Origin of the sequence: Litorilinea aerophila (genome assembly GCF_006569185.2) — a bacterium.
GTDB lineage: Bacteria > Chloroflexota > Anaerolineae > Caldilineales > Caldilineaceae > Litorilinea > Litorilinea aerophila.
Genome location: NZ_VIGC02000001.1, coordinates 157,216 through 179,862, shown reverse-complemented (window position 1 = coordinate 179,862; position 22,647 = coordinate 157,216). Strand labels below are relative to the sequence as shown.

Below are 22,647 nucleotides of genomic sequence, written 5' to 3'. Positions count from 1 at the left end.
ATACCGCACCGGTGCTGGACCCAGGCGGTCCCGTATGGAAACGGGACCTGCGAATGACCCTCTGTTGAAATTTACTGCCGAATCAGGTATGAGCTGCCCGTGTAGCCTCCCAGGCGCACGGGCAGCCTGCCCTGGGGATCCAACTGGCCGATGGACTGGCCGCTCAGCATGTCCGTTACCTCGCCAGCCTGGACGCTGGCCAGGGGAACGGCTTCCTCCAGGGGGCGGCTGCCAAAGTTGAGCGCGGTCACCTGGATGGCCGGGTCGTCGGGCAGCTCGTGGACCATCACCAGCAGGGAGGGATGCTGCACCTCCGGGATCTCCACCTGGCGGGCGGCGAAGAGGCGATACTGCTGGCGTACGGCCAGCAACCGCTGAAGCTGGCTGGCGAATGAATCCGGCCTCTGGAGCTGCTCGGGCAGGGAGCCGTAGAGGGCAGGCGCCTTGGGCAGGCCGGCCGACGAATGGATGGCCCCGGGATTGGCGTCCATGAGGTCATAGGCGCCCCGGTTGATCCAGCGGGTGTCGCCATCGGCCAGGAGAGGGGCCACTGCCTCTCGGGGCAGGGGCAACGCGCCCACCAGATCCCAGCCGGAGAGGGCGAAGACCCCCGGCTGGAAGGCGTTGTACATGGCCAGCAACAGGTGGGCCTGCTGGATCTGTCGCTGCTGGGCCGGGGTGAGCCGGGTGAGGTCCCGGATGCCCAGGGCGGCCGCGATCACGCTGGCCGTAGTAGAGGCGACGCCGTTGGTCACAAAGGGCAGGTTGTAGGGGGCCTGTTCGCCGGTCAGCCGCCGGTACATCTCCTGCCGGATCGCCTCCCGCAGCTCGCCGCCGCGCCATTCACGACCCTGCAGGGTGTACCGGTCGTCCCGGTGACGGGTCCAGAAGTGGACCAGCTCCAGGGTGAGCTCGTCGTGGTTCTGCAGGGCGTGGATGAGGGAGGCCGGGTCGATGGCGTACTGGTGCATGGTGTGGAGCATCAGGCGCAGGAAGCCGATGTCGCCGGTGACCAGGGCGTGGTGATAGGCGGGCCGGGTGATGAAGTCGTAGGAGAGGTCGGCGCCGCCCTGGGACATGGCCGCGATGTCGTCCACGGTCAGGTTCAGCTCCTGGAAGGTGAAGCCACCCATCTTGCGCACCAGGCCGGCGATGAGCTGATTGGCGATGATGGAGAGGGGATGTCCCTCGGACCAGGCGGGGCCATCGGGCCGCCGTTCAATGCCCAGGAAGCCATTGGCGTCCAGCCGCAGCATGGACGCGCCCAGCACGCCCAGGGAGTGGAGGGCGTCCCCCAGAACCAGGCGGGGCGCGGCGAAGGAGGGATCCAGCCAGTTGAGGGTGGGCTGGCCCTCTTTGAAGTAGTGCAGGTAGACCCAGCGTCGCTCCACACCGTCCACGCCCCGGACCACGTCGGTGGCGCTCCAGTTGGTCTCTTTGACGCCTGGCTCGTAGAAGATCACCCGGGGCAGGCGGCCCACGATGTACCCCCGCTCCTGGAGCCGGTCCACCGTTTCCGGACGCAGGTTGACCGAGTCCCGGCCCGCCGGCACCGGAGGCAGGAGCGCCCAATCTGCCGGCTCGATCTCCACCATGTGGTAGAGGCCCGGGTAGTCCTGGTAGCGGCGTTCGGCCAGGCGGAAGTCTGGCCCCTTGCCCGTATGGCCGGGGATGATGTCATCCACGATGACGGCGCCGTGGGCCTGGGCCGTCTGGGCCATGGCGATGAACTCCTCCTGGGTGCCGAAGACCGGGTCGATGGCCAGGCCGATGCGGTCGAAGTGGCCGTCCACCGTGGGGGTAAACTCCCGGCCCCGCAGGCCGCCGGCCTGTTTCATGGGGCCCGTGTGGAGGGCCTGGATGCCGATGGCCTGGAAGGTGGCCCAGAGGGCTTCGTCCCCCAGGGTCCGGAGGACACTTTCGCCCTCTCGGGTGATGATGGCGGGTGGGTAGGCGGTGAACCAGACCGAAGCCAGGGAGGCGGCTGCTCGGGGACGGGCCTGGGCATAGGGATGCCGCCACAGCGCTCCCCGACCGCTGTAGCGGGTGGCCAGCTCTCCGGCCTGGCGCAGCATGGAATGCTGAAGAAGCCAATCAACGTCCGGGTCCATGGCTTCCTGTGGGCGCGTGGACATGGTTCCCCCTTTCTCTGGCACATGGGTACCGCGAGGGCCGGCCTGGAACCGGCCCATTTGACAGCCTTGGAACGCATTATCGACCAGGGGTGGGGGCGTGTCAACCGTCCCCGTACGAAAACCGTCGCCATGTCGTAGGCGCAGCTCGCAGCTGCGCATCCGTCCAGGGCCTGGTGACACCGTGCGGCCAGAGACCACACCTGTGGCAAGGGCTGCCATCTGCGCGGATCGGGCGCGATGGCACGTAGGGCGGGCCTCTGGCCCGCCGAAGGCGGCCAGATCGACGGGGTACCGGCGTCCGTGTAGGTTTGACGACAGCGGGCGGGCACGGGGGCCCGCCCCTACAAGAACGGGTACGCCGTTGTAGGCGCAGCTCGCAGCTGCGCATCCGCCCAGGGCCTGGCGACACCGTGCGGCCAGAGACCGCACCTACCGCAAGGGCTGCCATCCGCCGCACCACGGCGCACCGGAAATTATTTGTAAATTGGTATGATCTTTTGATATGATCAATACAGTTCTCTAAAAATTCGCGTATGAGATGACATGGCCGCCCAGTTGCCCGGAGTGCGGGGCAATTGGGCGTGTTCTTTGCCCGGATTTTCGGTTGACAGGAATGGGAGTGTAAAGGAGGAACCTTGCAAAAGACAGGCTTACGTTTCCTACTCCCCTACATGCGCCCCTACCGTCGCGCGCTGATCATCGGCACCCTGTATGCCTTCATCGGTGCGGGCGCGAGCGCGTACAGCCCCACCTGGCTGGGGCAGGCGGTGGACGCGCTGAACCGGGGCGCGCCCCCCCGCACCCTGGCCCTCTACGCCCTGGGGCTGCTGGGCCTTTCGGCGACCCTGGCGCTCTTCCGCTACCTGCTGCGGATGCTCACCGGGAACATCGCAGCCGGCATCACCTACCGCATGAGCCAGGATCTCTTCCACCGGCTCCTGCTCTTCGACCGGGAGACTCGTCAGCGCTACGGCACCGGCGACCTGCTGGCCCGCAGCACCAACGACTTCATCTACATCTGGCGCTTCTACAGTGCCGGCTTCCAGATGTTCATGCACGCCCTCTTTCTGCTCCTCATCGGCTGTCTGCTCATGAGCCGCACCAGCCCTGCCCTGGCGGTGATGGTGGTGGTGATGCTGACCGTGAGCATCGCCGTGCAGGTGCGTTTGGGACGCATCCTGGAGCGTTCCTTTGTCCAGGTTCAGCAGGAGATCGCGAAGCTCTCTGCCTTTGCCCAGGAGCATCTGAACGCAGCCCGCATGTTGACCGCCTATGTGCAGGAGAGCGCGGTGGGTGAGGCCTTCCGCAAGGCCAACCAGCGCTACGTGGAGCGCAACCTGAAGTTCGTGCTCCAGTCGGGCGCCATCTCCCCCTTTCCCAGCCTGATGGTGCGCATTGCGGCCACGGTGGTGGTCTTCGTGGGCGGCATGATGATCATCCGCCAGCAGCTCACGGTGGGCCAGTATGTCCAGTTCATCGTCTACCTGGGGCTCCTCAACAGCGGCGCCCAGCAGATCACCGGAGCCTTCGAGCGGCTGCAGCAGGGGAGCGCCGCGGCCGCCCGCATCGGCGAACTGTTGCAGCGCTGGCCCAAGATCACCGACTCACCCAACGCCAAAGATGTGGAACTCCAGGGCCATATCCGCCTGGAGGATGTGGGCGTCTGGGCCGAGGATCAAAAGCGGTGGGTCTTGCGCCACATCAACCTGGACATCCCCGCCGGTTCCAGCCTGGGCATCGTGGGGCCCACCGGCTCCGGCAAGAGCATGCTCATCAGCCTGCTGGGCCGCATCTACGACCCGGACGAAGGCCGGGTCCTCATCGATGGCTACGACCTGCGGGAGCTGAAGCTTTCCACCCTGCGGCGCACGGTGGTCTACGTGCCCCAGGAGTCCCTCCTCTTCAGCATGCCCCTGCGCAACAACATTGCCCTGGGCATTCCCTACGTGCCCGACGCCCGCATCTACCAGGCCATGGAGCAGGCCCGCCTCTCCAACGACCTTTCCCAGTTGCCCCGGGGGCTGGACAGCATGGTGGGCGAGCGGGGAGCCACCCTCTCCGGCGGGCAGAAGCAGCGGGCGGCCATCGCCCGGGCCCTGGTGCGCAACCCCAAGGTGCTGCTGCTGGATGACGCCCTGGCCAGCGTGGATATGAAGACCGCGGCCGAGATCCTGCACGAGCTGCGCCACAGCCAGACCCAATGCACCCGGATCATCGTCTCCCAGCGGCTGGCCGCAGTTCAGGACGCCGACCAGATCATCGTGTTGGATCACGGCCGGATTGTGGAGCAGGGAACCCACGAAAGTCTGCTGGCCCAAGGTGGCTTCTACGCGGAGATGTACCGCCGAGAGGTGGAACAGGCGAGTGAGGAGAGAGCCCATGCCAAAGCCTAAACCCGATTCAAACGGACGTGCCCGGGAAAACGAACCGCCCGACGACCGATTCCAGGTGGAAGACCCGGCGGCCGAGGAGCTGGAACAGCGCTCCTTGACCGAAGTGGCCGACCAGGATTCGGCCCTGTTCAAGCTGTTGGGCAGCTCTCTGGCGCCCTACAAGCGCTGGCTGATCATGGCCCTGGTCCTCATGCTGGGGACGTCGGCCTTGAACGTGGTGCCGCCCTACCTGCTCCAGCAGGCCATCGACGGCCCCATCGCCCGGGGCGAGATGCGCTCCCTGTGGTGGATCACCGCGCTCTACGGCGCCACAGCCCTGGGGCTCTACGGCCTCACCTTCGCCTTCACCTATTTCCTGCAGCAGGCCGGGCAGCGGGCCCTGGCCGACCTGCGCAGCCGCCTTTTCGACCACATCCTGCGCCAGGACCACGGCTTCCTGACCCAGACCTCCACCGGTGAGCTGGTCTCTCGCCTGACCAACGACATCGACCAGCTCAACGCGGTGCTCTCCCGCAGCATCGTCATCGTCCTGGTGGAGGGGGTCACCCTGATCGTTGTCGTGGTGGTCATGTTTATGGTGAACTGGCGGCTGGCGCTCCTCTCCCTGGCTGTCCTGCCGGTGGTGGCCGTGGTGACCCGCTACTTCCGGGCCCGCATCCGCAGGTCCTCCAGCGGCGAGCGTTCGGCCCAGGCCCGCATCAGCGCCTTTTTGAACGAGCACCTCCATGGCATGACAGTGGTGCAGCTCTTCAACCGGGAGGATGAGAGCGAGCGGGAATTCGAGGCCTACAACAAGCGCTACCGGGAGGCCCTCATCGAGCTGCGCTGGCACAGCGCCCTCTTCCTCTCGGTGCAGGAGATCCTCTCCTCGGTGGGGCTGGGGCTGATCCTCTACGGCGGCGGGCAGGGGGTGCTGGCCGGCTGGGCCACCCTGGGGACGCTGGTGGCCTTTGTCCAGTACACCGAGCGGGCCTTCCAGCCGGTCCTGCGCCTCTCCCAGGAGTACAACACCGTCCAGGTGGCCCTGGGCGCGGCGGAGCGCATCTACGCCATGTTGAACACCAGGCCCAAGGTGCAGGACCCGCCCGACCCGGTGCCCCTGACCCGGGTGCGGGGAGAGATCGAGTTCCGCAACGTTCACTTTTGGTACGTCCCCGACGAGCCGGTCCTGCGGGGGATCGACCTCCACATTCCGCCTGGCCAGTCGGTGGCGGTGGTGGGCCCCACCGGCGCCGGCAAGTCCAGCCTGGTCAGCCTGCTGGCCCGCCACTATGACCCCCGCCGGGGGCAGATCCTGCTGGACGGCGTAGACCTGCGGCGCTATCGCCTCACCGACCTGCGCCGGGCCGTGGCGGTGGTGCCCCAGGATCCCGTCTGCCTGGCCGGCACCATCGCCTTCAACATTCGCCTCTACCGGGACGACCTGAGCGACGAGGACGTGCGGCGGGCGGCCGAGTTCAGCAACGCGGCCCGCTTCATCGAGGAACTGCCCGGCGGCTACGACTTCCAGGTCCTGCCCAACGGCGAAAATCTCTCCCAGGGGCAGCGCCAGCTCCTGGCCCTGGCCCGGGCATTGGCCCTGAACCCAGAGGGGGTCCTGGTGCTGGATGAGGCCACCAGCAGCATCGACACCGCCACCGAGGCCCTGATCCAGGAGGCATTGGAGCGCATCCTGCGCACCCGGACCAGCCTGGTCATCGCCCACCGCTTGAGTACCATCCGCAACGCCGACCGCATCATCGTCATGGAGCGGGGGCGCATCGTGGAGGACGGCGACCATGCCTCCCTGCTGGCCCGGGGTGGCCACTACGCCCGCCTCCACCAACATCAGCTCATGGGGGTGGAGACGAAGCTGGCGGGTTGAGCCTGCCCGTAAACCGGCGTCCCCAACCGCGCCACCGTTCGATGGCCTTCACTGCTCGAGGATGGGGCAGGAGCAGGCAGGACGGGTGCGCGGCGCCGTCAACTTCGCACATTGGTCATCGTCCAGTTCAGTTGTGCCCGACGACAGGGTGGGGGATGTAGGGCTCTTCCAGATACGCGATCTCTTCCGGAGTCAGCTCGATGGAGACCGCTCCCACCGCGGTTTCCACATGGGACACCTTGGTGGCGCCGATGACGGGCGCGACCACCGGCTTCTTGTGCAGGAGCCAGGCCAGGGCGATCTGGGCCCGGGGCACGCCGTGCTTCCCGGCCACCTCCGCCAGCCGTTCCACCACCCGGCGGTCCGCCTCGGCCATGGCGTCGTACTTCTGTTTGGCGATGGGATCCGTCTCGTAGCGCGTGGTGGTCTCGCTCCAATCTCGGGCCAGCCGCCCCGACGCCAGGGGGCTGTAGGGCGTGGAGGCGATCCCTTCAGCCCGGCACAGGGGCATCATCTCCCGCTCCTCTTCCCGGTAGATGAGGTTGTAGTGGTTCTGCATGGAGACGAAGCGGGTCCAGCCATGTTTTTCGGCCACGTACAACGCTTTCTGGAATTGCCATGTCCACATGGCCGATGCGCCGATGTAGCGGACCTTACCGGCCTTGACCACGTCGTGGAGCGCCTCCATGGTCTCCTCGATGGGCGTGTTGTAGTCCCAGCGATGGATGATGTAGAGGTCCACGTAGTCCATGTCCAGCCGCTGCAGGCTCTTGTCCAGCTGGCTCAGGATGGCCTTGCGGGAGAGCCCCTCGCCGTTGGGGCCCTCGTGCATGCGCCCACGCACCTTGGTGGCGATGACCACTTCATCCCGGTTGGCGAAGTCCCGGATGGCCCGGCCCAGGATCTCCTCGCTGACGCCCCGGGCATAGACGTTGGCCGTGTCGAAGAAGTTGATGCCCAGCTCCAGCGCGCGCTTGATGATAGTGCGGCTCTCCTCCTCGTTCAGGGCCCAGGGGTTGTGGACCCACCCCTCCGCCGAGCCGAAGCTCATGCAGCCCAGGCAGATGGGGGAGACGTCCAGGCCGGTGTTGCCGAGTTTGACGTAGTTCATTTCAATCCTCCTGAATGATCAATGATCAGCGGGGCGCCAACTTGAGCGTAGTCGCCCGCACTTCGGGCGTCACCATGGGCGCCACGTACTGGGGATAGCGTCCGTATTTGGCCCGGTAGGCGGCGTCGATCTGGTCGTTGAGCCCGGGGTCGGTCTCCTCCACGAAGACCACGTCCTTTTCCACGCCGCCGGCCCGGATGCGACCTTCGTGGGTCGCCAGCGCGGCGCGGTACCAGGCGCCGGCACGCCCGCGATAGGAGCGCACATAGAGGTCGTCCCCCACGCGCACCACCCAGATGGGCAGTGGCGTGCGCAGCTGGCCGTTGGGACGCCGCGGCGCGATTTCGAGCTCCTCGGCATTACCGATCCGGTTCAGTTCTTCGTCTGTCCATGGGGTCATCGTTCCCTCCGCATGAATGCAAACTCTCCTGTAGGCGCAGTTTATGGCTGTATATCTGTCGCTCTTCCTTCATCCGCCGGGGCGTGGCGCCAGCGGGCGGGCACGGCGACTGGAAGCCGATCTACGCCGGCAACGGGACCCCTGTGAGCGTTTCGCAAATATCCAGAAATCGCTCCTGCAGGGGGACGTCGCCGGCCTGGGGATTGTAGGCCCGCTCCTGCTGGTGGTAGAAGTACTTGCCGCTCACTTTTGCGGCAGGATCGTCGCTGACCGCCAGCCACACCTGGGTCTCGTAGCCCTTCTGCAGGTCATCCGGCGCGCCGGGGCCGCCCATCCTGGTGGGCACCCAGCCCGGATCCACGGCGTTGGTGTAGACGTCCCGCCATTTGCGGGCCACGGCCATGCAGAGCATGGTGACGTACAGCTTCGAATCGGAATAGCTGACCCGGCTTTGGTCCCTGGCGAGCTCTTCAAGGTTGGCACGTCCTTGCAGATGCATGTCGGAACTCAGGTAGATCAGGCGCTTGGGCCGTTGTATCAGGCAGGTGAGCAGATAGGGCGCCAGGGCGTTGACCACGAAGACCTCCCGCGAGGGAGAGCGGTAGATGCCGGCATTGTGGATCACCGCATCAAAGGTGCCCCACCGGTTGGCCGCCTCGGCCACATGCTTGATTTCTTCCACGCTGGACAGATCGCCCGGGATGGCGCCCACGGCGCCCGGTGTCCGACCAAGGGCGTCCTGGACCCGGTCCGGGTTGCGTGCGTGAAGGACGACTTCGTGTCCCTGGGCGACCAGGGCCTGGGCCGCCAGTTGGCCCAGGCCGTCCGCCGAGCCGGTGATGAAGATTTTTGCCATGGTCCACAAGCCTCAAGAATCAGTTCGCAAGTTCAATCGTTGCGACGAAGTCGCTGCTCTGGCTGATGAGGGCGTTGATGGCATCCGCGCCGCCGTCGAACTGGCCGAGCCGCACGGTGCCGTAGAGACGCAGAGCACGTTGAGTTTTCTCTGAGCTCTCTGGGCTTCCTCCGCGCCCTCTCTGTCTCGGCGGTGATGAACCCCTTTTTGCTGACGGATGATCAATACCGGTCGCCCACCACCTGGATCTGACTCATCGCCTCGCGGATCTCATCCAGGTCTTGTGCCGTCAACTGCACATTCAACGCGCCCAGGTTCTCCTCCAGCCGTTCCAGCTTGCGGGTGCCGGGGATGGGCACGATCCAGGGCTTCTGGGCCAGGAGCCAGGCCAGGGCAATCTGGGCCGGCGTGGCGTCCTTTTCCTTGCCGATGCGCTCCAGCAATTCCACCACCACCCGGTTGGCCCGGATGGCTTCTTTGGTGAAGCGGGGGTTACGGCTGCGGATGTCGTTGGGCGCAAAGGTGGTGTTTTCGTCGATCTTGCCGGTCAGGTAGCCGCGGCCCAAGGGGCTGTAGGGTACCAGGCCGATGCCCAGCTCCTCGCAGGTGGCAAGCACGCCGTTCTCTTCGATGGCCCGCCACCAGATGGAGTACTCGCTTTGCAGGGCCGTCACCGGCTGCACTGCATGGGCCCGGCGGATCTGCTCCGCGTTGGCTTCGGAGAGGCCAAAATGCTTGACCTTGCCTTCCCGGATCAAGTCCTGCACCGCGCCGGCCACATCTTCCATGGGCACATTCGGGTCGGGACGGTGCTGGTAGAAGAGGTCGATGGCCTCCACCCGCAGCCGCTTGAGGGAGGCCTCGGCCACCCGCTTGATCTGCTCCGGCCGGCTGTCCAGCCCCACCGTCGGGTGTGGACCGTTGGGGCCATGCTTGAAGCCGAACTTGGTCGCGATCACCACCTGCCCCTTGAAGGGCTCCAGGGCTTCGCCCACCAGCTCCTCGTTGGTGAAGGGGCCGTAGACCTCCGCCGTGTCGAAAAAGGTGATGCCCCGGTCGACCGCCGCGTGGATCAGCTCGATCATCTCCTGTTTGTCGGTGGGCGTGTCGCCGAAGCTCATCCGCATACAGCCCAGGCCCAGGGCCGAAACCTGCAAGCCGCTCTTACCTAGCACGCGCATTTGCATGGGTCTCCTCCTTTCCCAAACCGTTCGCTGTTCAGCTGATGAGCAGCGAACTTGATTCTCGTTTCATACTGGATTCTAGCGGATTGCTCCACGAAAAGGTATGCTATTTCTCCAGTATTTTTGTCTAATCCTCCAAACTTGACCGATGACGGAGGCATTGGCGCTACAGCTCCTGGCGTGTGGGGCGGAACAGAATCTCATTCACATCCACTTCCTCCGGCTGGCTGATGGCAAAGGCCACCATCCGGGCGAAAGAGTCGGCGGGAATGGCAAATTCTGCATAGAGGCGTCGCACGTTCTCTGCCACATCCGGCTCGGTCACACTTTCCGGCAGTTCCGTGGCGACGGCGCCGGGTGAGATGACGGTGGTGCGAATATTGTAGGGCTTGACTTCCATGCGCAGCCCTTCCGAGATCACGCGCACCGCCGTCTTGGTGGCGGCGTAGACCACCGCACCTGGGCGCACCTTGTGTCCCGCCACCGACGACACGTTGATGATGTGGCCGGATTTCTGTTGCTGCATGTACGGCAATACAGCGGCGATGCCATAGAGCACGCCTTTGATATTCACATCGATCATCCGGTCCCAATCGTTGACCTTGAGCCGCTCTAGAGAAGAATGGGGCATCACCCCGGCGTTGTTGATCATGACGTCAAGCCGTCCGAAGGTTTGCACGGCGGCGTCAACCAGTCGCTTGACCTGGCCGTAGTCGGTGACGTCGGTTGGGATGGCGAGTGCCTTGCCGCCGTTAGCAACCAGCTCCTCCGCCAACGCCTGGATGCGCTCTGCGCGCCGTGCCCCCAACACAACGCACGCTCCCTCTGCAGCCAGCAGGCGGGCGGTCGCTTCGCCCAGCCCGCTGCTTGCCCCTGTGATCACAGTGACTTTCCCTTGAATGTTATTACTCATGGTGAGATGATCCTTATCGGTTGAAGACCTCGCGCGCCACCCGGACGGCCGACATCGCCCGGGGCCAACCGGCATAGAAGGCCAGGTGAATGATGACCTCGGCCAGCTCGCTTTCCGTGAGACCGTTCTCCCTGGCTCGGAGCAGGTGGCCGGAGAGCTGCTCGGTGTTGCCGTTGGCGATCAGCGCGGCCACGGTCACCAGGCTGCGGTCGCGGGGGGAAAGCTCCGGCCGCGCCCACACGTCGCCAAACAACACTTCATCGGTCAATTCCGCCAACTTGGGCGCAAAATCGCCCACCAACTGCTGCGCACGGGAAGGTTGCTTTGGTTCAGACATTTCTTGCTCCTTGAGATGCGCCTGAATACTCAGCGCCTGACTGCCATGCAAAGCCTTACGTAGACCGTTTCAGCTCGCACAGCCGCTTCACGACCGCCGGGTCCCGGTGGTCGAAGAATGCGCTGGTCTTCGTGTCCAGCGTCGCAATGGCTGCCATGTCCTCGGCATCCAGCTCAAAGTCGAACACGTTGAAGTTCTCCTCCATGCGCTCCCTGCGCACCGTCTTAGGGATCGCTACGACCCGGCGCTGGATCAGCCAGCGCAAGATGACCTGCGCCACAGTCTTGTGGTGCTTCTCCCCAATCGAACGCAGCACGTCGTTTTGGAAGATGTTGTTTCTGCCTTCGGCAAACGGCCCCCACGATTCGATCTGTACGTTGTTTTCCGACAGGAAAGCCTGGGTCTCGATCTGTTGATGGAAGGGATGACATTCGATCTGGTTCACTGCCGGGACCACTTCGTTGTACATGATGAGATCCATCACCCGGTCGGGATAAAAGTTGCTGACGCCGATGGCGCGGATGCGTCCCTCCCGGTACAGCTCCTCCATGGCGCGCCAGGAGCCGTGGACATCGCCGTAGGGCTGGTGGATCAGATAGAGATCGAGGTAGTCCAGTTGCAGCCGTTGCATCGACCGCTCGAACGCCCGTTTGGTCTTTTCGTAGCCGGTGTCCTGAAGCCAGAGCTTGGTTGTCACGAAAATCTCCTCGCGGGGCACGCCGCTGCGCTTGATGGCAGCGCCGACTGCCGCTTCATTGCCATACGACGCGGCGGTGTCGATCAGCCGATAGCCGACCTCCAGCGCATCCAGCACGCAACGTTCACATTCTGCGAGATCGGGAATTTGAAAGACCCCATAGCCCAAAATCGGCATTTTGACGCCGTTGTTGAGGGTTACAGTTGGAATAATCGACACTCTTATGCTCCTCTTCGATGTCCAATAGGTTTAACCGTTCGTGATTCCACCTGAAATCTGAGTCAGACAAGGCGAAGTGGGATATACGATTCCCGATGGATACGCTTATCCGAGGTACTCCTCATCGCTGACTTGTTCCATCCACTCCACCGTCTTGCCCTCCAGCGCCTCTTGAATAGCGATATGCGCCATCGCCGTCGTCGGTGACGCACCGTGCCAGTGCTTCTCCCCCGGCTCGAACCAGACCACATCGCCGGCGCGGATCTCCTCCACCGGGCCGCCCCAGCGCTGCACCCGGCCGCGGCCGGCCGTCACGATCAGGGTTTGCCCCAGTGGATGGGTATGCCAGGCGGTGCGCGCGCCCGGCTCGAAGGTGACGCTGGCACAGCGCACCCGGGCCGGCTCCGGTGCCTGGAAGAGCGGGTCGACGCGCACCGCGCCGGTGAACCACTCGGCGGATCCCCGGGCTGAGGGCTGTGAACCGTTGCGGATGATTTGCATGGGAGTCTCCTTCCTGTTGGTTTCCATCTGGGCTAACACAAAGCGGTGTAAATACATCGATGGATTGCGTGGTGCGTAGTGCGTGAACGACTGCACGGACTACGCACCGCGTACCACGCAGGAATCACTGGTTGATTGACGCTGTCGTTTTCATCATTTCACAGGTATTATAGAGCGCTGGGATGGAAGGGGATAGGACAATCATCCAGAATGATTGGACGATCCTGCAAGGTTTGCTTCCGGATCTACAATGGCTCCATTCCCGAAGCCACAGATTTCATAGATGAATACAGATGGATGTCCTGGTTACGTAGGGCGGGCACGGCGGCCCGCCCCTACGGAAATGGGCATCCCATCTGGATTTGGTGAAATCGTGCGGCCGGAGACCGCACCTACGGCAAGTGCCCCTATTCCCCCGGATTGGGTGCCCTGGGTACGTAGGGGGGCTGGAGGCCCGCCGAAGGTGGCCAGCTCTATGGGGGGCCGGGATCTGTGTGGGCTTGGTGACATGGGGCGGCTGGGAGCCGTGCTCAGAGCGCCCTTTTGAGCCCGCTCCCAGGTCTGTTTCTTGAACCTTCTCTCTTGACTTTTACGAGAGAATCTACGGCAAACCGGCGCCCTTTCTTGTAGGCGCAGCTACGAGCTGCGCCTACAGGGGGGAAACAAGCTGTGGAGGATGGGACTTCCAGTCGTCCATACCTGGGGGCGTGCATCCATAGGGTACATGGAACGGCTATAGAACAAACTGATATGACCGCATCCCTGTGGTTTTGGCGTCAAGCGCTTTCAGGGCGATTTTATCCTGATCGCGACACGCTCAACAATTCGCAGTCGACACCCAACCGGTTGGCGTTGCGCGCCAATTGCCGATCTGCCGTAACCAGTGGGGCCTGGGCCAACGCGGCAGCTGCCAGGTGCAGCGCATCGGGTGCTTTGAGAGCCAGATCGAAGCGCCTGATGTAAGTTTGCGCCTCCTGATAGACAACGCTGTGCAGATGAAGAGGAATGTACAGTCCCTGGGCCAGATGACTGGCAAAGAGTGTGGTAACTTGCTGCGCGGCTGTCCATGATAGATCGCCGAGTCGTAGCCGCTGTGCCAAAGCTCTGACAAATTCGATCTGGGCCAGCTCACTCACTATGACAGCCGAAGCGGCCATCAATCGTTGTTGCGCCAGGTCGCTCAGGGGTTCCGGCACATAATAGGCAACCAGAACGCTGGTGTCAAGGTAAATCATGCATTAATAGCGCGCATCTTGACGTTCGGCGATGATGGTTTCGCTCATGGCTTCCCCGCGCAGCGCGATGCTGGCTCGAAACTCGGTTAGATCGGGGAACTGTGGCCGTGGACGTACCGGCGCCGTCAGTCTGGCAACAGCTTTTCCATGCCGGGTAACGACGATTTCTTCACCTGCTTCCGCACGGGCAATATATGCGGCCAGTTGTTTTCGTAGCTCTCTAATGTTCACTTCTACCATGGATGATTCTCATTCTTGGATTGATTTCAGCTATCACCCCTTCATGTACACATCAAGTGTACATGAAGGGGCAACACTTCGCAAGTGTTTGGATCCTCCACAGGTGGTTACTGCACCTTTGTCATTGTCCGGATCCCCTAATCTCTACCTTTGCAGATTCGACCCGCAGGTTTCACAGATAGACATAGATTTCACCCAATTGCTCTCTGGAAGCCCTCTGCGCCTTTGTAGTGATACGACCCGTTTTGCCGGGAAATCTGCTATGCCACGGGCACGCCCACGGTGAGTCGGGCCAGGAAGCCCTCCTCCACCGAGCCGGTTACCGCCGCCATTTGGGACTCCCATCCGTCCCGGAAGATGCCGTCCTGGTCCAGGGAGAGCCGGGACAGGTTGTTCATGCTGCTGCCGTAGCGGTCATCGGCGTAGACCGACCGGCACACGTCCTCCGGCAGGGCAATCTGGGACGTGTGGACCACGTTTCCGGCGCCGGTGGCCTCCTCCACCGAGGCATAGACTTCGAAATGAAAATGGGGCCAGCGGCCAGAGTAGCAGCCGGGGAAAACGGTGAGGAAGGAGACCACGCCGTTCTCGTCCGCCGCCTGGACGCCCCGCAGGTAGTCCTCGGCTTCGGCGCCGGGGCTGTACATGGAATAGCGGCCCTGGGCGTCGCAGTGCCACAGATAGATGGCGTAACCGGGCAGGGGGGCGCAGTCGCCGCCGGCCTGGACCAGCGTCAGCTCCAGGCGAAGGGGAACCCCTGCCGCGGTGTTGCCGGTGCCCAGGCTGGTGCGGATGTCGGGCCGCACCACGCCGGACTGGATCAACACGTTGAGATTGGGGCCCTGGGAGCCATTGCCCGGGAAGGGGCCGGCCGTCTCCCGGGGGATGGGCGAGACACATTCTGCCGCTGTGGCCTCCTCCGGGGTGCTGGGCTGGCCGCCGGTGGCCGCCGGCGTGGGTGTCCCAATGGGCGCGCATCCCGCCAGCAGCGCGCCAATGCCCATGAGGCCCATGCTGAGCACCCGGCGCCGGGTCATGGGCGACTGGCTCAGCATCACCAGGTCGGTCTTCAGGCCCAGGTCGTAGAGGTCCTGGGGCGAATCTGGGTGAAGATGGGTTTGGGGATGCATGGGTTGTTCCTCCGTTATCTCTCCGTCCTTCACGATTGTTGCCCATGGGCGGCGTGAGCATCCTGAGATGAAGCTCCCTCCCGCTGGGACCATCCTATCATCCTGGGATAAAATTCTGATGTAAGGATTGTTTAAAAGAGATGAAGGGAGCAACCCAATGAGACGCATCCGCTACCAGGTGGCCTGCAGCCTGGACGGCTACATCGCCGGCCCCAACGGCGAAGTGGATTGGATTCCCCCGGAGCCGGATATCGACTTCGAGGCCTTCTTTGCCCAGTTCGATACCCTGCTCATGGGGCGCAAGACCTATGAAATCCTGTCGCTGGATGATCCCACCTACGGCCACCTCTACGCAGACAAGGCCCTCATCGTAGCCTCCCGTACCCTGCGGCCCGAGGCGCACCCCCGTGCCACGGTGGTCGCCGAGCTCACGCCGGCCTATCTGGAGCAACTGCGCCGCCAGCCCGGGAAGGACATCTGGCTGTTTGGCGGGGGCGAACTGTTCAGGACGCTGCTGGCCATGGGCCATGTGGATACCGTGGAGCTGGCAATGGTGCCCATACTCCTGGGAAGCGGCGTGCCCTTCCTGCCACCACCTGCGTCCCGGCACCGCCTTAAGCCGCTTGACCAGCAGCTCTTCCCCCAATCCGGCATCATCCTCTTGAACTATGCGGTAGCGCCGAACGGTGCGCCGTCTTCAGAATGAGGATCTAGGAGGAATCAAAATGGCGCACCGGCAGCTCATCTCCAGCGGCAGCCCCTATGAGCCCCGCATCGGCTTTTCCCGGGCCGTGCGGGTAGGCCCCCATGTCTTCGTCTCCGGCACGGCGCCCATCGCACCCGACGGCACGCCCGCTGCGCCCGGCGATCCGGCCGGCCAGGCCCGGCGTTGTTTCGAGATTATCCAGGCCGCGCTGGAAGAGGCGGGCGCCTCCCTGGCCCATGTGGTGCGCACCCGCATTTTCCTCAGACGCATTGAAGACTGGGCGCAGGTGGCTCAGGTTCACGGGGAGTTCTTCGGCGCTGTGCGGCCTGCATCCACTGTGGTCGAGGTGAGCCGTTTCATCGATCCGGCCTGGCTGATCGAGGTGGAGGCCGACGCCTTCATCGACCTGGAAAGCTGAAGGCTGGCCGGGACCTACTACCACCCGGCTTTGCGGCGCCAGGCGGTGGAACGGAAGGCCTTTTCGTCGTCCACCTGACCCGGCGGGGCCAACCCGAGGGGGGCAGGGAGAATCGGGTAGGAAAAATCGAAGGGGGCGCACAGTCTGTGCGCCCCCTTTTGGGCTGTCGTCTATGGTTGTGGCAATGGTTGATGGCGACCGTCTGAACGCCTGACGGGGCTCAGGCCGCCTGCTGCTGCAGCCCCTTGGCCTGGAGCTTGGCCTCCAGGCGCTGCCGGGCCAGGTCGAAGCGGTCCAGGCTCATCACCTTGTGCCAGGCCGCCACGAAGTCGTGGACGAACTTTTCGGCGGCGTCGTCGCAGGCGTAGACCTCGGCGATGGCCCGGAGCTGGGAGTTGGCGCCGAAGATGAGGTCGAAGCGGCTGGCGATCCACTTGTGCTCGCCGGTGGCGCGATCGCGGCCCTCAAAGAGCTGCCCATCCTCGGAAAGGGCCTTCCACTCCGTGCCCATGTCCAGCAGGTTCACGAAGAAATCGTTGGTGAGCAGGCCGGGACGATTGGTCAGAATGCCCAGGTTGGAGCCGTCGTAGTTGGCATTCAGGGCCCGCATGCCACCCACCAGCACCGTCATCTCGGGCGCGGTCAGGTTCAGCAGCTGGGCCTTGTCCACCAGCAGCTCCTCGGCTGGCCGGCTCGCCTTTTGGCTCAGGTAGTTGCGGAAGCCGTCGGCCTTGGGCTCCAGCCACTGGAAGGACTCCACGTCCGTCTGCTCCTGGGAGGCGTCCGTCCGGCCTGGCTCGAAGGGGACGGTGACGTCATAGCCGGCATCCCGGGCCGCCTTTTCCACGGCCGCGCAGCCACCCAACACGATCAGGTCGGCCAGGGAGACCCGGACGTTGTCGGTGCGGGAGCGGTTGAACTCCTGCTGGATCTGCTCCAACACGCCCAGGACGTGGGCCAGCTCCGCCGGGTTGTTGACGGGCCAGTCCTTCTGGGGCGCCAGGCGGATGCGGGCACCGTTGGCCCCACCCCGCTTGTCACTGTGCCGGTAGGTCGAGGCCGAGGCCCAGGCCGTGCGGACGAGCTGGGGCACGGTCAGGCCGGAAGCCAGGATGCGCTGCTTCAGCTCGGCGATCTCCGCGGGGCCGATCAGCTCGTGGTCCACCTCTGGGATGGGGTCCTGCCACAGGAGCTCTTCCTCGGGCACCTCGGGGCCGAGCAGGCGGACGCGCGGGCCCATGTCGCGATGGGTCAGCTTGTACCAGGCCTTGGCGAAGGCTTTCTGGAACTCCTCCGGGTTTTCATGGAAGCGCTTGGAGATCTCCCGGTAGATGGGATCTTCCTTCAGGGCCAGGTCGGTGGTGAGCATCACCGGGGCGTGCCGCTTGGACGGGTCATGGGCATCGGGCACGGTGTTCTGGGCTTCGGGATTCTTGGCCCGCCACTGCCAGGCACCGCCCGGGCTCTTTTCCAGCTCCCACTCGTAGTTGAAGAGATTGTCGAAGAAACTGTTGTCCCACTGGGTCGGCGTGGCCGTCCAGGCGCCCTCCAGGCCGCTGGTGATGGTGTCGTTGCCCTTGCCGGTGCCGAAGCTGTTCTGCCAGCCCAGGCCCTGGGCCTCGATGGGCGCGGCCTCGGGGTCCGGGCCGAGGTAGCTGGAAGGCGCGGCCCCGTGGGTCTTGCCGAAGGTGTGGCCGCCGGCGATGAGGGCCACCGTCTCCTCGTCGTTCATGGCCATGCGGGCGAAGGACTGGCGGATGAAGCGGGCGGCCGCTTTGGGATCCGGCTTGCCGCCGGGCCCTTCGGGATTGACGTAGATGAGGCCCATATGATCCGCGGCCAGGTCCTCTCGCAGGAGGCCCTCCTCGTCATGGCGCTCGTCGCCCAGCCACTCGCCTTCCGGCCCCCAGTCGACGGACTCATCCGGCTCCCAGACGTCTTCCCGGCCGCCGCCGAAGCCAAAGGTCTGGAAGCCCATGGATTCCAGCGCCACGTTGCCGGCCAGGATCATCAGGTCGGCCCAGGAGAGCTTGCGGCCGTACTTCTTCTTGACGGGCCAGAGGAGGCGGCGGGCTCGATCCAGGTTGATGTTATCGGGCCAGCTGTTGAGGGGGGCGAAGCGCTGGGTGCCGTCGGAGGCGCCGCCCCGACCGTCGCTGACCCGGTAGGTGCCGGCGCTGTGCCACGCCATGCGGATGATGAGGGGGCCATAGTGGCCGTAGTCGGCCGGCCACCAGTCCTGGGAGGTGGTCAGCACCTGTTCGATGTCCTTCTTGACGGCCGCCAGGTCCAGGGTCGAGAAGGCCTCGGCGTAGTCGAAGTCTTCGCCCAGGGGATTGCCGGCGGGCGGGTTCTGGTGGAGGACCTTCAGGTTCAACTGATTCGGCCACCAGTCCCGGTTGGTCCGGCGCTGGGTGCGATAGGCCTGGGTGTCGTGTACCGGGCATTTGCCGTTTTCGCTCATACTGTATTCCTCCGTATGCGATAGATGTGAAACGGTGACATGAAGCGTATGTGGTGTGAAATAGATACCGGAAATCGCAGGTAGTGTGAAAGGGTGCTGGGCAAGGTACCGCCGCTCATCCAGGGGGGTGGGACTCGCCTTCGGGCTGCGCCCGGCATGAGGGGCAGCGACCCCAGTAGATGACCTCGGCCTCGTCGATCTCGTAACCCATGGTGTCGGAGGGCGTGAGGCACGGGGCCAGGCCGACCGCGCACTCCACATCCACCACACGGCCACAGTTGCGGCAGATCAGGTGGTGGTGGTTGTCGCCCACCCGGTCCTCGTAGCGGGCCGGTGAGCCCATGGGCTGGATGCGCCGGATGAGCCCTTTGTCGGCCAGGGTGTTGAGGGCGTCGTAGATGGCCTGGCGGGAGATAGCCCCCAGCTCGGCCTGGGCCAATTCCAGGACGCGGTCGGCGGTGATATGGGGATGCGCCGCTACCGCCCGCAGGACGGCCAGGCGCTGGGCGGTGACGTGGAGGCCATGTTGGCGCAGGAGAGCTGCCGGATCGTTCTTCATGGCCGGAGCATACCAAATATTCTGGATTAAATCAAGATTTGGATGGTGTATGGATATAGTTCAAGATCGTCGGGGTTCGCCCATCGGACGCCGCTGTAGGGGCGCTGCTTGCTGCGCCTGCCTACGACGGACAGGGCGGCGCCCAAAGGCGCGCCCGGGGGGCACTCGCCTAGGCGCGCCTTCGCCTTTTGCCCCCCCTTGCTGGGCAGGCTCTGTTAGGGCATAATATCTGGGTGGAGTCCATAGCATGCCTCTTCGTAGATACCTACCGTCCCAGGGGGCGTTGCGATAAGCCCCCACATGGGGTACGCGCCCCTCGCTCTATCGATTTGGTCAAGTGCAAAGGGAGTGAGATGGACATCACCGTACGCCTCAGCGCTGGCCTGGCCCAGGAGATCGGGCAGGCGCGCCTGCAGCTGACCCTCCCGGAAACGGCCACCGTGGCCGATCTCTACGCCTCTGGCTGCGGACCCGTTATCCGGCCCAGAGCGCCCAGATCGACACGGCCATCCCTGTTATTGCCGGCCGCCATGTCCCTATGACTGCCCCCTTGACCGCCAACGCAGAAGTCGCCCTGTTGCTGCCTGTGTCTGGCGGCCTGTGACACCCCCCCTGGCCACATTCATCCATCAGCATCCATCAAGTCACGTGTAGCGGTTTCTTTATGTACTTCAGGAAGGATGGTTTCTATGGCAACCCAATATCAGGTTGAACCGACTTCGTCTACTGCCAACGGGGAAACGACAGGCTACGAGACGGTCTTCGTCAACGAATTCACCAACGGCATCCTGGACCCCAATCAGCCCATGCTCGGCCCGGTGCGGGACGGTGGCCACATCGTGGCCAATACCGCGCCCGGCTGCTGGGGGCCCATGATTACGCCGGAGATCCGGGGCGGCCACGAGGTGACCCGGCCGGTGGCCGTGGCCGGCGCCGAACCCGGCGACGCCATCGTGCTGCGCATCCAGGACATCACCGTCACCTCCCTGGCCACGGCCTCGGGCAACGACCAGCACATGCAGGGACGCTTCCTGGGCGATCCGTACGTGGCCGGTCGCTGCCCGGAATGTGGCACCCTCTATCCCAAGACGGTGATCCGGGGCATCGGCCAGGAGGCCGTGCGCTGTGCCAACTGCGGCGCCGATGCCACCCCCTTCACCTTCACCAACGGCTACACCATCGCCTTCGACGGCAATCATCAGGTCGGCGTGACCCTCCACCAGGAGGCCGCCGAGGAGATCGCCCGCCAGGCAAAGCGCTACGCCGCCCTGCCGGACAACTCCATCCAGAACCCCATCCTGACCTTCGCCCCCCACGACCTGGTGGGGCTGGTGGCCCGGCTGCGGCCTTTCATGGGACAACTGGGCACCACGCCCTCCATGCCCATCCCCGATTCCCACAACGCAGGGGACTTCGGCGCCTTCCTCATCGGCGCGCCCCACGAATACGCCATCACCAGCGAGCAGCTGGAGGAGCACCGGACCGACGGCCACATGGACATCGACGCGGTGCGGGCCGGCGCCATCCTCATCTGTCCGGTGAAGGCGCCGGGTGGGGGCGTCTACCTGGGCGACATGCACGCCCTCCAGGGCGACGGTGAGATCGCCGGCCACACCTGTGACGTCTCCGGTACGGTGACCCTGCAGGTTCACCTGCTCAAGGGGTTGCACATCGATGGCCCCATCCTGCTGCCGGTGCTGGAGGATCTCCCCTTCCTGGCCCGGCCATTGACGGCCGAGGAGCGGGAGCGGGCCCTGCAGGTGGCCCGGGCCTGGGGCGTGGAGCGCCTGGAAGAGTCGGCCCCCATTTCGGTCATCGGGACGGGTCCCGACCTGAACGCGGCAACCGACAACGGCCTGGCCCGGGCGGCGAAGCTCCTGGGCATGACCGTGCCGGAGGTGAAGAACCGGGCCACCATCACCGGCGCCATCGAAATCGGCCGCCATCCGGGCGTGGTGCAGGTGACCTTCCGGGCGCCCCTGGAGCGGCTGGAACCCCTGGGGCTGCTGCCCTTCATCCGCGACCAATACGGCATCGGGTAAGGCCCTGGGAAAGGGCGCGCGGCCAGGTGCGGATGAGCCTGCGCTTCCCCTGCCGTGGCCAGCACCGCCGCCAGAAGGCCAATACCACGAAACCAGCACAGAAGCCGGGGAAACTTCCCCGGCTTCTGTGCTTTGTTCCTCGTTCGCCTCTCCAGCGCTGTGGGCCTGGGATAGGCTCAGACGGCCAGCTCCAGTTCCCGGGCCCGGTGACAGCTCACCAGTCGGCCGGGCGCGATCTCTTCCAGTTGGGGCGTCTCCTGCCGGCACCGTTCCACGGCGAAGGGGCAGCGGGGGTGGAAGTAGCAGCCGGACGGCGGGTTGGCCGGGTTGGCCACTTCGCCTTCGGGGATGATGCGCTCCTTGCGCTGGAACGGGTCGGGCCTGGGGACCGAGGCGATCAGGGCGGCGGTGTAGGGGTGCTTGGGCGCCTTGAAGAGCTCCTGGGGTGGTCCCACCTCCACCACCCGGCCCACGTACATCACCAACACCTTGTTGCTGATCTGGTTCACCACGCTGAGGTCGTGGGCCACGAACAGGTAGGTCAACTTGAACTCGTCCTGCAGGTCCATCATCAGGTTGAGCACCTGGGCCTGGACCGACACATCCAGCGCGGAGACGGGTTCGTCGGCCACGATCAGGCGGGGGTTGGCGGCCAGGGCCCGGGCAATGCCGATGCGCTGGCGTTGCCCGCCGCTGAAGGCATGGGGAAAGCGGCGCATGTACTCGGCCCGCAGGCCCACCCGGCGCAGCAGGTCGGCCACCCGCTCCTCCCGCTCTTGGCGGGTGCCGATATTGTGCACCCGCAAGGGCTCGCTGACGATCTCGTAGATGGTCATCCGGGGATTGAGGGAGGAGAAAGGATCCTGGAAGACCATCTGGATCCCCCGGCGCAGGGGGCGAATCTCGGCCTGGCTCATCCGGGCCAGGTCCACCACGTTGCCCTCATAGGTCCGGTAGAGGATTTCGCCGTCGGTCGGGTCCAGGGCCCGGACGATACAGCGGGAAGTGGTGGTCTTGCCACAGCCACTCTCGCCCACCAGGCTGACCGTCTCCCCTTCCCGGATGGTAAAGCTCACATCGTCCACGGCCCGCACTACGCCCACCCTGCGCCGAAAGAAGCCACTTTCCAGGGGGAAGTATTTCTTGAGATGGCGGACCTGGAGCACGATCTCGGGGTTCTGGTAGATATCGTCCGGCTGGGTGGCTCCAGCGGTGACCGGCTGACTCAAACGTTCTGTCATGG

General features: G+C 64.6%; 22 protein-coding genes. 7 read left to right on the top strand and 15 right to left on the bottom strand.

All coding sequences use genetic code 11. From position 1 onward, the window contains the following. Positions 1–71 precede the first annotated feature (71 nt). Positions 72–2,135 carry a maltose alpha-D-glucosyltransferase gene (gene treS, locus FKZ61_RS00690; protein ID WP_141608136.1) on the bottom strand — a complete coding sequence of 688 codons (2,064 nt, stop codon included), beginning with the start codon at positions 2,133–2,135 and terminating at the stop codon, positions 72–74. A 635-nt stretch (positions 2,136–2,770) separates the two neighbouring features. Between treS and FKZ61_RS00685 the strand changes: the two genes are divergently transcribed. Both FKZ61_RS00685 and FKZ61_RS00680 read left to right on the top strand, forming a co-directional pair. After that, positions 2,771–4,528 (top strand): ABC transporter ATP-binding protein, encoded by a 1,758-nt coding sequence (locus tag FKZ61_RS00685; protein WP_141608135.1) that lies wholly within the window; start codon positions 2,771–2,773, stop codon positions 4,526–4,528. After that, the gene (locus FKZ61_RS00680; RefSeq protein ID WP_141608134.1) at positions 4,515–6,392 is read left to right on the top strand and encodes an ABC transporter ATP-binding protein; all 1,878 of its coding nucleotides are present in this window, start codon (positions 4,515–4,517) and stop codon (positions 6,390–6,392) included. Before FKZ61_RS00685 ends, FKZ61_RS00680 begins: the two co-directional genes overlap by 14 nt. Before the next feature lie 127 nt (positions 6,393–6,519). Here FKZ61_RS00680 and FKZ61_RS00675 read toward each other — a convergent pair whose 3' ends face one another. From FKZ61_RS00675 to FKZ61_RS00665, 3 genes are all read right to left on the bottom strand, one after another. Next, complete coding sequence (locus FKZ61_RS00675; protein ID WP_141608133.1) at positions 6,520–7,503, bottom strand: aldo/keto reductase; 984 nt, start codon at positions 7,501–7,503, stop codon at positions 6,520–6,522. Positions 7,504–7,528: 25 nt separating this feature from the next. Beyond that, entirely contained in the window at positions 7,529–7,903 is a 375-nt protein-coding gene (locus FKZ61_RS00670) for a DUF2255 family protein (protein WP_141608132.1), read from the bottom strand. A gap of 121 nt (positions 7,904–8,024) precedes the next feature. Next, positions 8,025–8,759, bottom strand: a complete 735-nt coding sequence (locus tag FKZ61_RS00665; protein ID WP_141608131.1) for an SDR family NAD(P)-dependent oxidoreductase — start codon at positions 8,757–8,759, stop codon at positions 8,025–8,027. Here FKZ61_RS00665 and FKZ61_RS00660 point away from each other — a divergent pair. Further along, positions 8,743–8,913 (top strand): hypothetical protein, encoded by a 171-nt coding sequence (locus FKZ61_RS00660; protein WP_170199016.1) that lies wholly within the window; start codon positions 8,743–8,745, stop codon positions 8,911–8,913. The genes FKZ61_RS00665 and FKZ61_RS00660 overlap by 17 nt on opposite strands. Positions 8,914–8,980: 67 nt before the next feature. Here the strand turns inward: FKZ61_RS00660 and FKZ61_RS00655 are convergent, their stop codons facing one another. From FKZ61_RS00655 to FKZ61_RS00620, 8 genes are all read right to left on the bottom strand, one after another. Next, positions 8,981–9,946: an aldo/keto reductase gene (locus FKZ61_RS00655; protein WP_141608130.1), complete on the bottom strand. Its 966-nt coding sequence runs from the start codon at positions 9,944–9,946 to the stop codon at positions 8,981–8,983. A 163-nt stretch (positions 9,947–10,109) separates the two neighbouring features. After that, positions 10,110–10,856 carry an SDR family oxidoreductase gene (locus FKZ61_RS00650; protein ID WP_141608129.1) on the bottom strand — a complete coding sequence of 249 codons (747 nt, stop codon included), beginning with the start codon at positions 10,854–10,856 and terminating at the stop codon, positions 10,110–10,112. Positions 10,857–10,869: 13 nt separating this feature from the next. Beyond that, positions 10,870–11,193 carry a carboxymuconolactone decarboxylase family protein gene (locus FKZ61_RS00645; protein ID WP_141608128.1) on the bottom strand — a complete coding sequence of 108 codons (324 nt, stop codon included), beginning with the start codon at positions 11,191–11,193 and terminating at the stop codon, positions 10,870–10,872. A 55-nt stretch (positions 11,194–11,248) separates the two neighbouring features. Next, complete coding sequence (locus FKZ61_RS00640; protein WP_211358338.1) at positions 11,249–12,109, bottom strand: aldo/keto reductase; 861 nt, start codon at positions 12,107–12,109, stop codon at positions 11,249–11,251. Between the two features lie 105 nt (positions 12,110–12,214). Continuing rightward, positions 12,215–12,610 (bottom strand): (R)-mandelonitrile lyase, encoded by a 396-nt coding sequence (locus tag FKZ61_RS00635; protein ID WP_141608127.1) that lies wholly within the window; start codon positions 12,608–12,610, stop codon positions 12,215–12,217. Between the two features lie 797 nt (positions 12,611–13,407). Further along, positions 13,408–13,845: a type II toxin-antitoxin system VapC family toxin gene (locus FKZ61_RS00630; protein ID WP_141608126.1), complete on the bottom strand. Its 438-nt coding sequence runs from the start codon at positions 13,843–13,845 to the stop codon at positions 13,408–13,410. Positions 13,846–13,848: 3 nt separating this feature from the next. Further along, positions 13,849–14,085, bottom strand: a complete 237-nt coding sequence (locus FKZ61_RS00625) for a type II toxin-antitoxin system Phd/YefM family antitoxin (protein ID WP_141608125.1) — start codon at positions 14,083–14,085, stop codon at positions 13,849–13,851. A gap of 260 nt (positions 14,086–14,345) precedes the next feature. Beyond that, positions 14,346–15,215 (bottom strand): intradiol ring-cleavage dioxygenase, encoded by an 870-nt coding sequence (locus FKZ61_RS00620; protein ID WP_141608124.1) that lies wholly within the window; start codon positions 15,213–15,215, stop codon positions 14,346–14,348. A gap of 157 nt (positions 15,216–15,372) precedes the next feature. On the opposite strand from FKZ61_RS00620, the gene FKZ61_RS00615 reads away from it, so the two are divergent. Beyond that, entirely contained in the window at positions 15,373–15,921 is a 549-nt protein-coding gene (locus FKZ61_RS00615) for a dihydrofolate reductase family protein (protein WP_141608123.1), read from the top strand. 19 nt (positions 15,922–15,940) lie between these two features. Beyond that, the gene (locus FKZ61_RS00610) at positions 15,941–16,339 is read left to right on the top strand and encodes a RidA family protein (protein ID WP_141608122.1); all 399 of its coding nucleotides are present in this window, start codon (positions 15,941–15,943) and stop codon (positions 16,337–16,339) included. Between the two features lie 220 nt (positions 16,340–16,559). Here the strand turns inward: FKZ61_RS00610 and katG are convergent, their stop codons facing one another. Then, positions 16,560–18,803 carry a catalase/peroxidase HPI gene (katG, locus tag FKZ61_RS00605; RefSeq protein ID WP_141608121.1) on the bottom strand — a complete coding sequence of 748 codons (2,244 nt, stop codon included), beginning with the start codon at positions 18,801–18,803 and terminating at the stop codon, positions 16,560–16,562. Between the two features lie 115 nt (positions 18,804–18,918). Continuing rightward, entirely contained in the window at positions 18,919–19,362 is a 444-nt protein-coding gene (locus tag FKZ61_RS00600; protein WP_141608120.1) for a Fur family transcriptional regulator, read from the bottom strand. Between the two features lie 353 nt (positions 19,363–19,715). On the opposite strand from FKZ61_RS00600, the gene FKZ61_RS00595 reads away from it, so the two are divergent. Both FKZ61_RS00595 and FKZ61_RS00590 read left to right on the top strand, forming a co-directional pair. Next, positions 19,716–19,904 (top strand): MoaD/ThiS family protein, encoded by a 189-nt coding sequence (locus FKZ61_RS00595; RefSeq protein WP_141608119.1) that lies wholly within the window; start codon positions 19,716–19,718, stop codon positions 19,902–19,904. A gap of 147 nt (positions 19,905–20,051) precedes the next feature. Then, positions 20,052–21,404, top strand: a complete 1,353-nt coding sequence (locus tag FKZ61_RS00590) for an acetamidase/formamidase family protein (protein WP_141608118.1) — start codon at positions 20,052–20,054, stop codon at positions 21,402–21,404. 176 nt (positions 21,405–21,580) lie between these two features. Here the strand turns inward: FKZ61_RS00590 and FKZ61_RS00585 are convergent, their stop codons facing one another. Then, positions 21,581–22,645, bottom strand: coding sequence for an ABC transporter ATP-binding protein (locus FKZ61_RS00585; protein ID WP_141608117.1), 1,065 nt, complete (start codon positions 22,643–22,645; stop codon positions 21,581–21,583). Between the last annotated feature and the right edge of the window lie 2 nt (positions 22,646–22,647).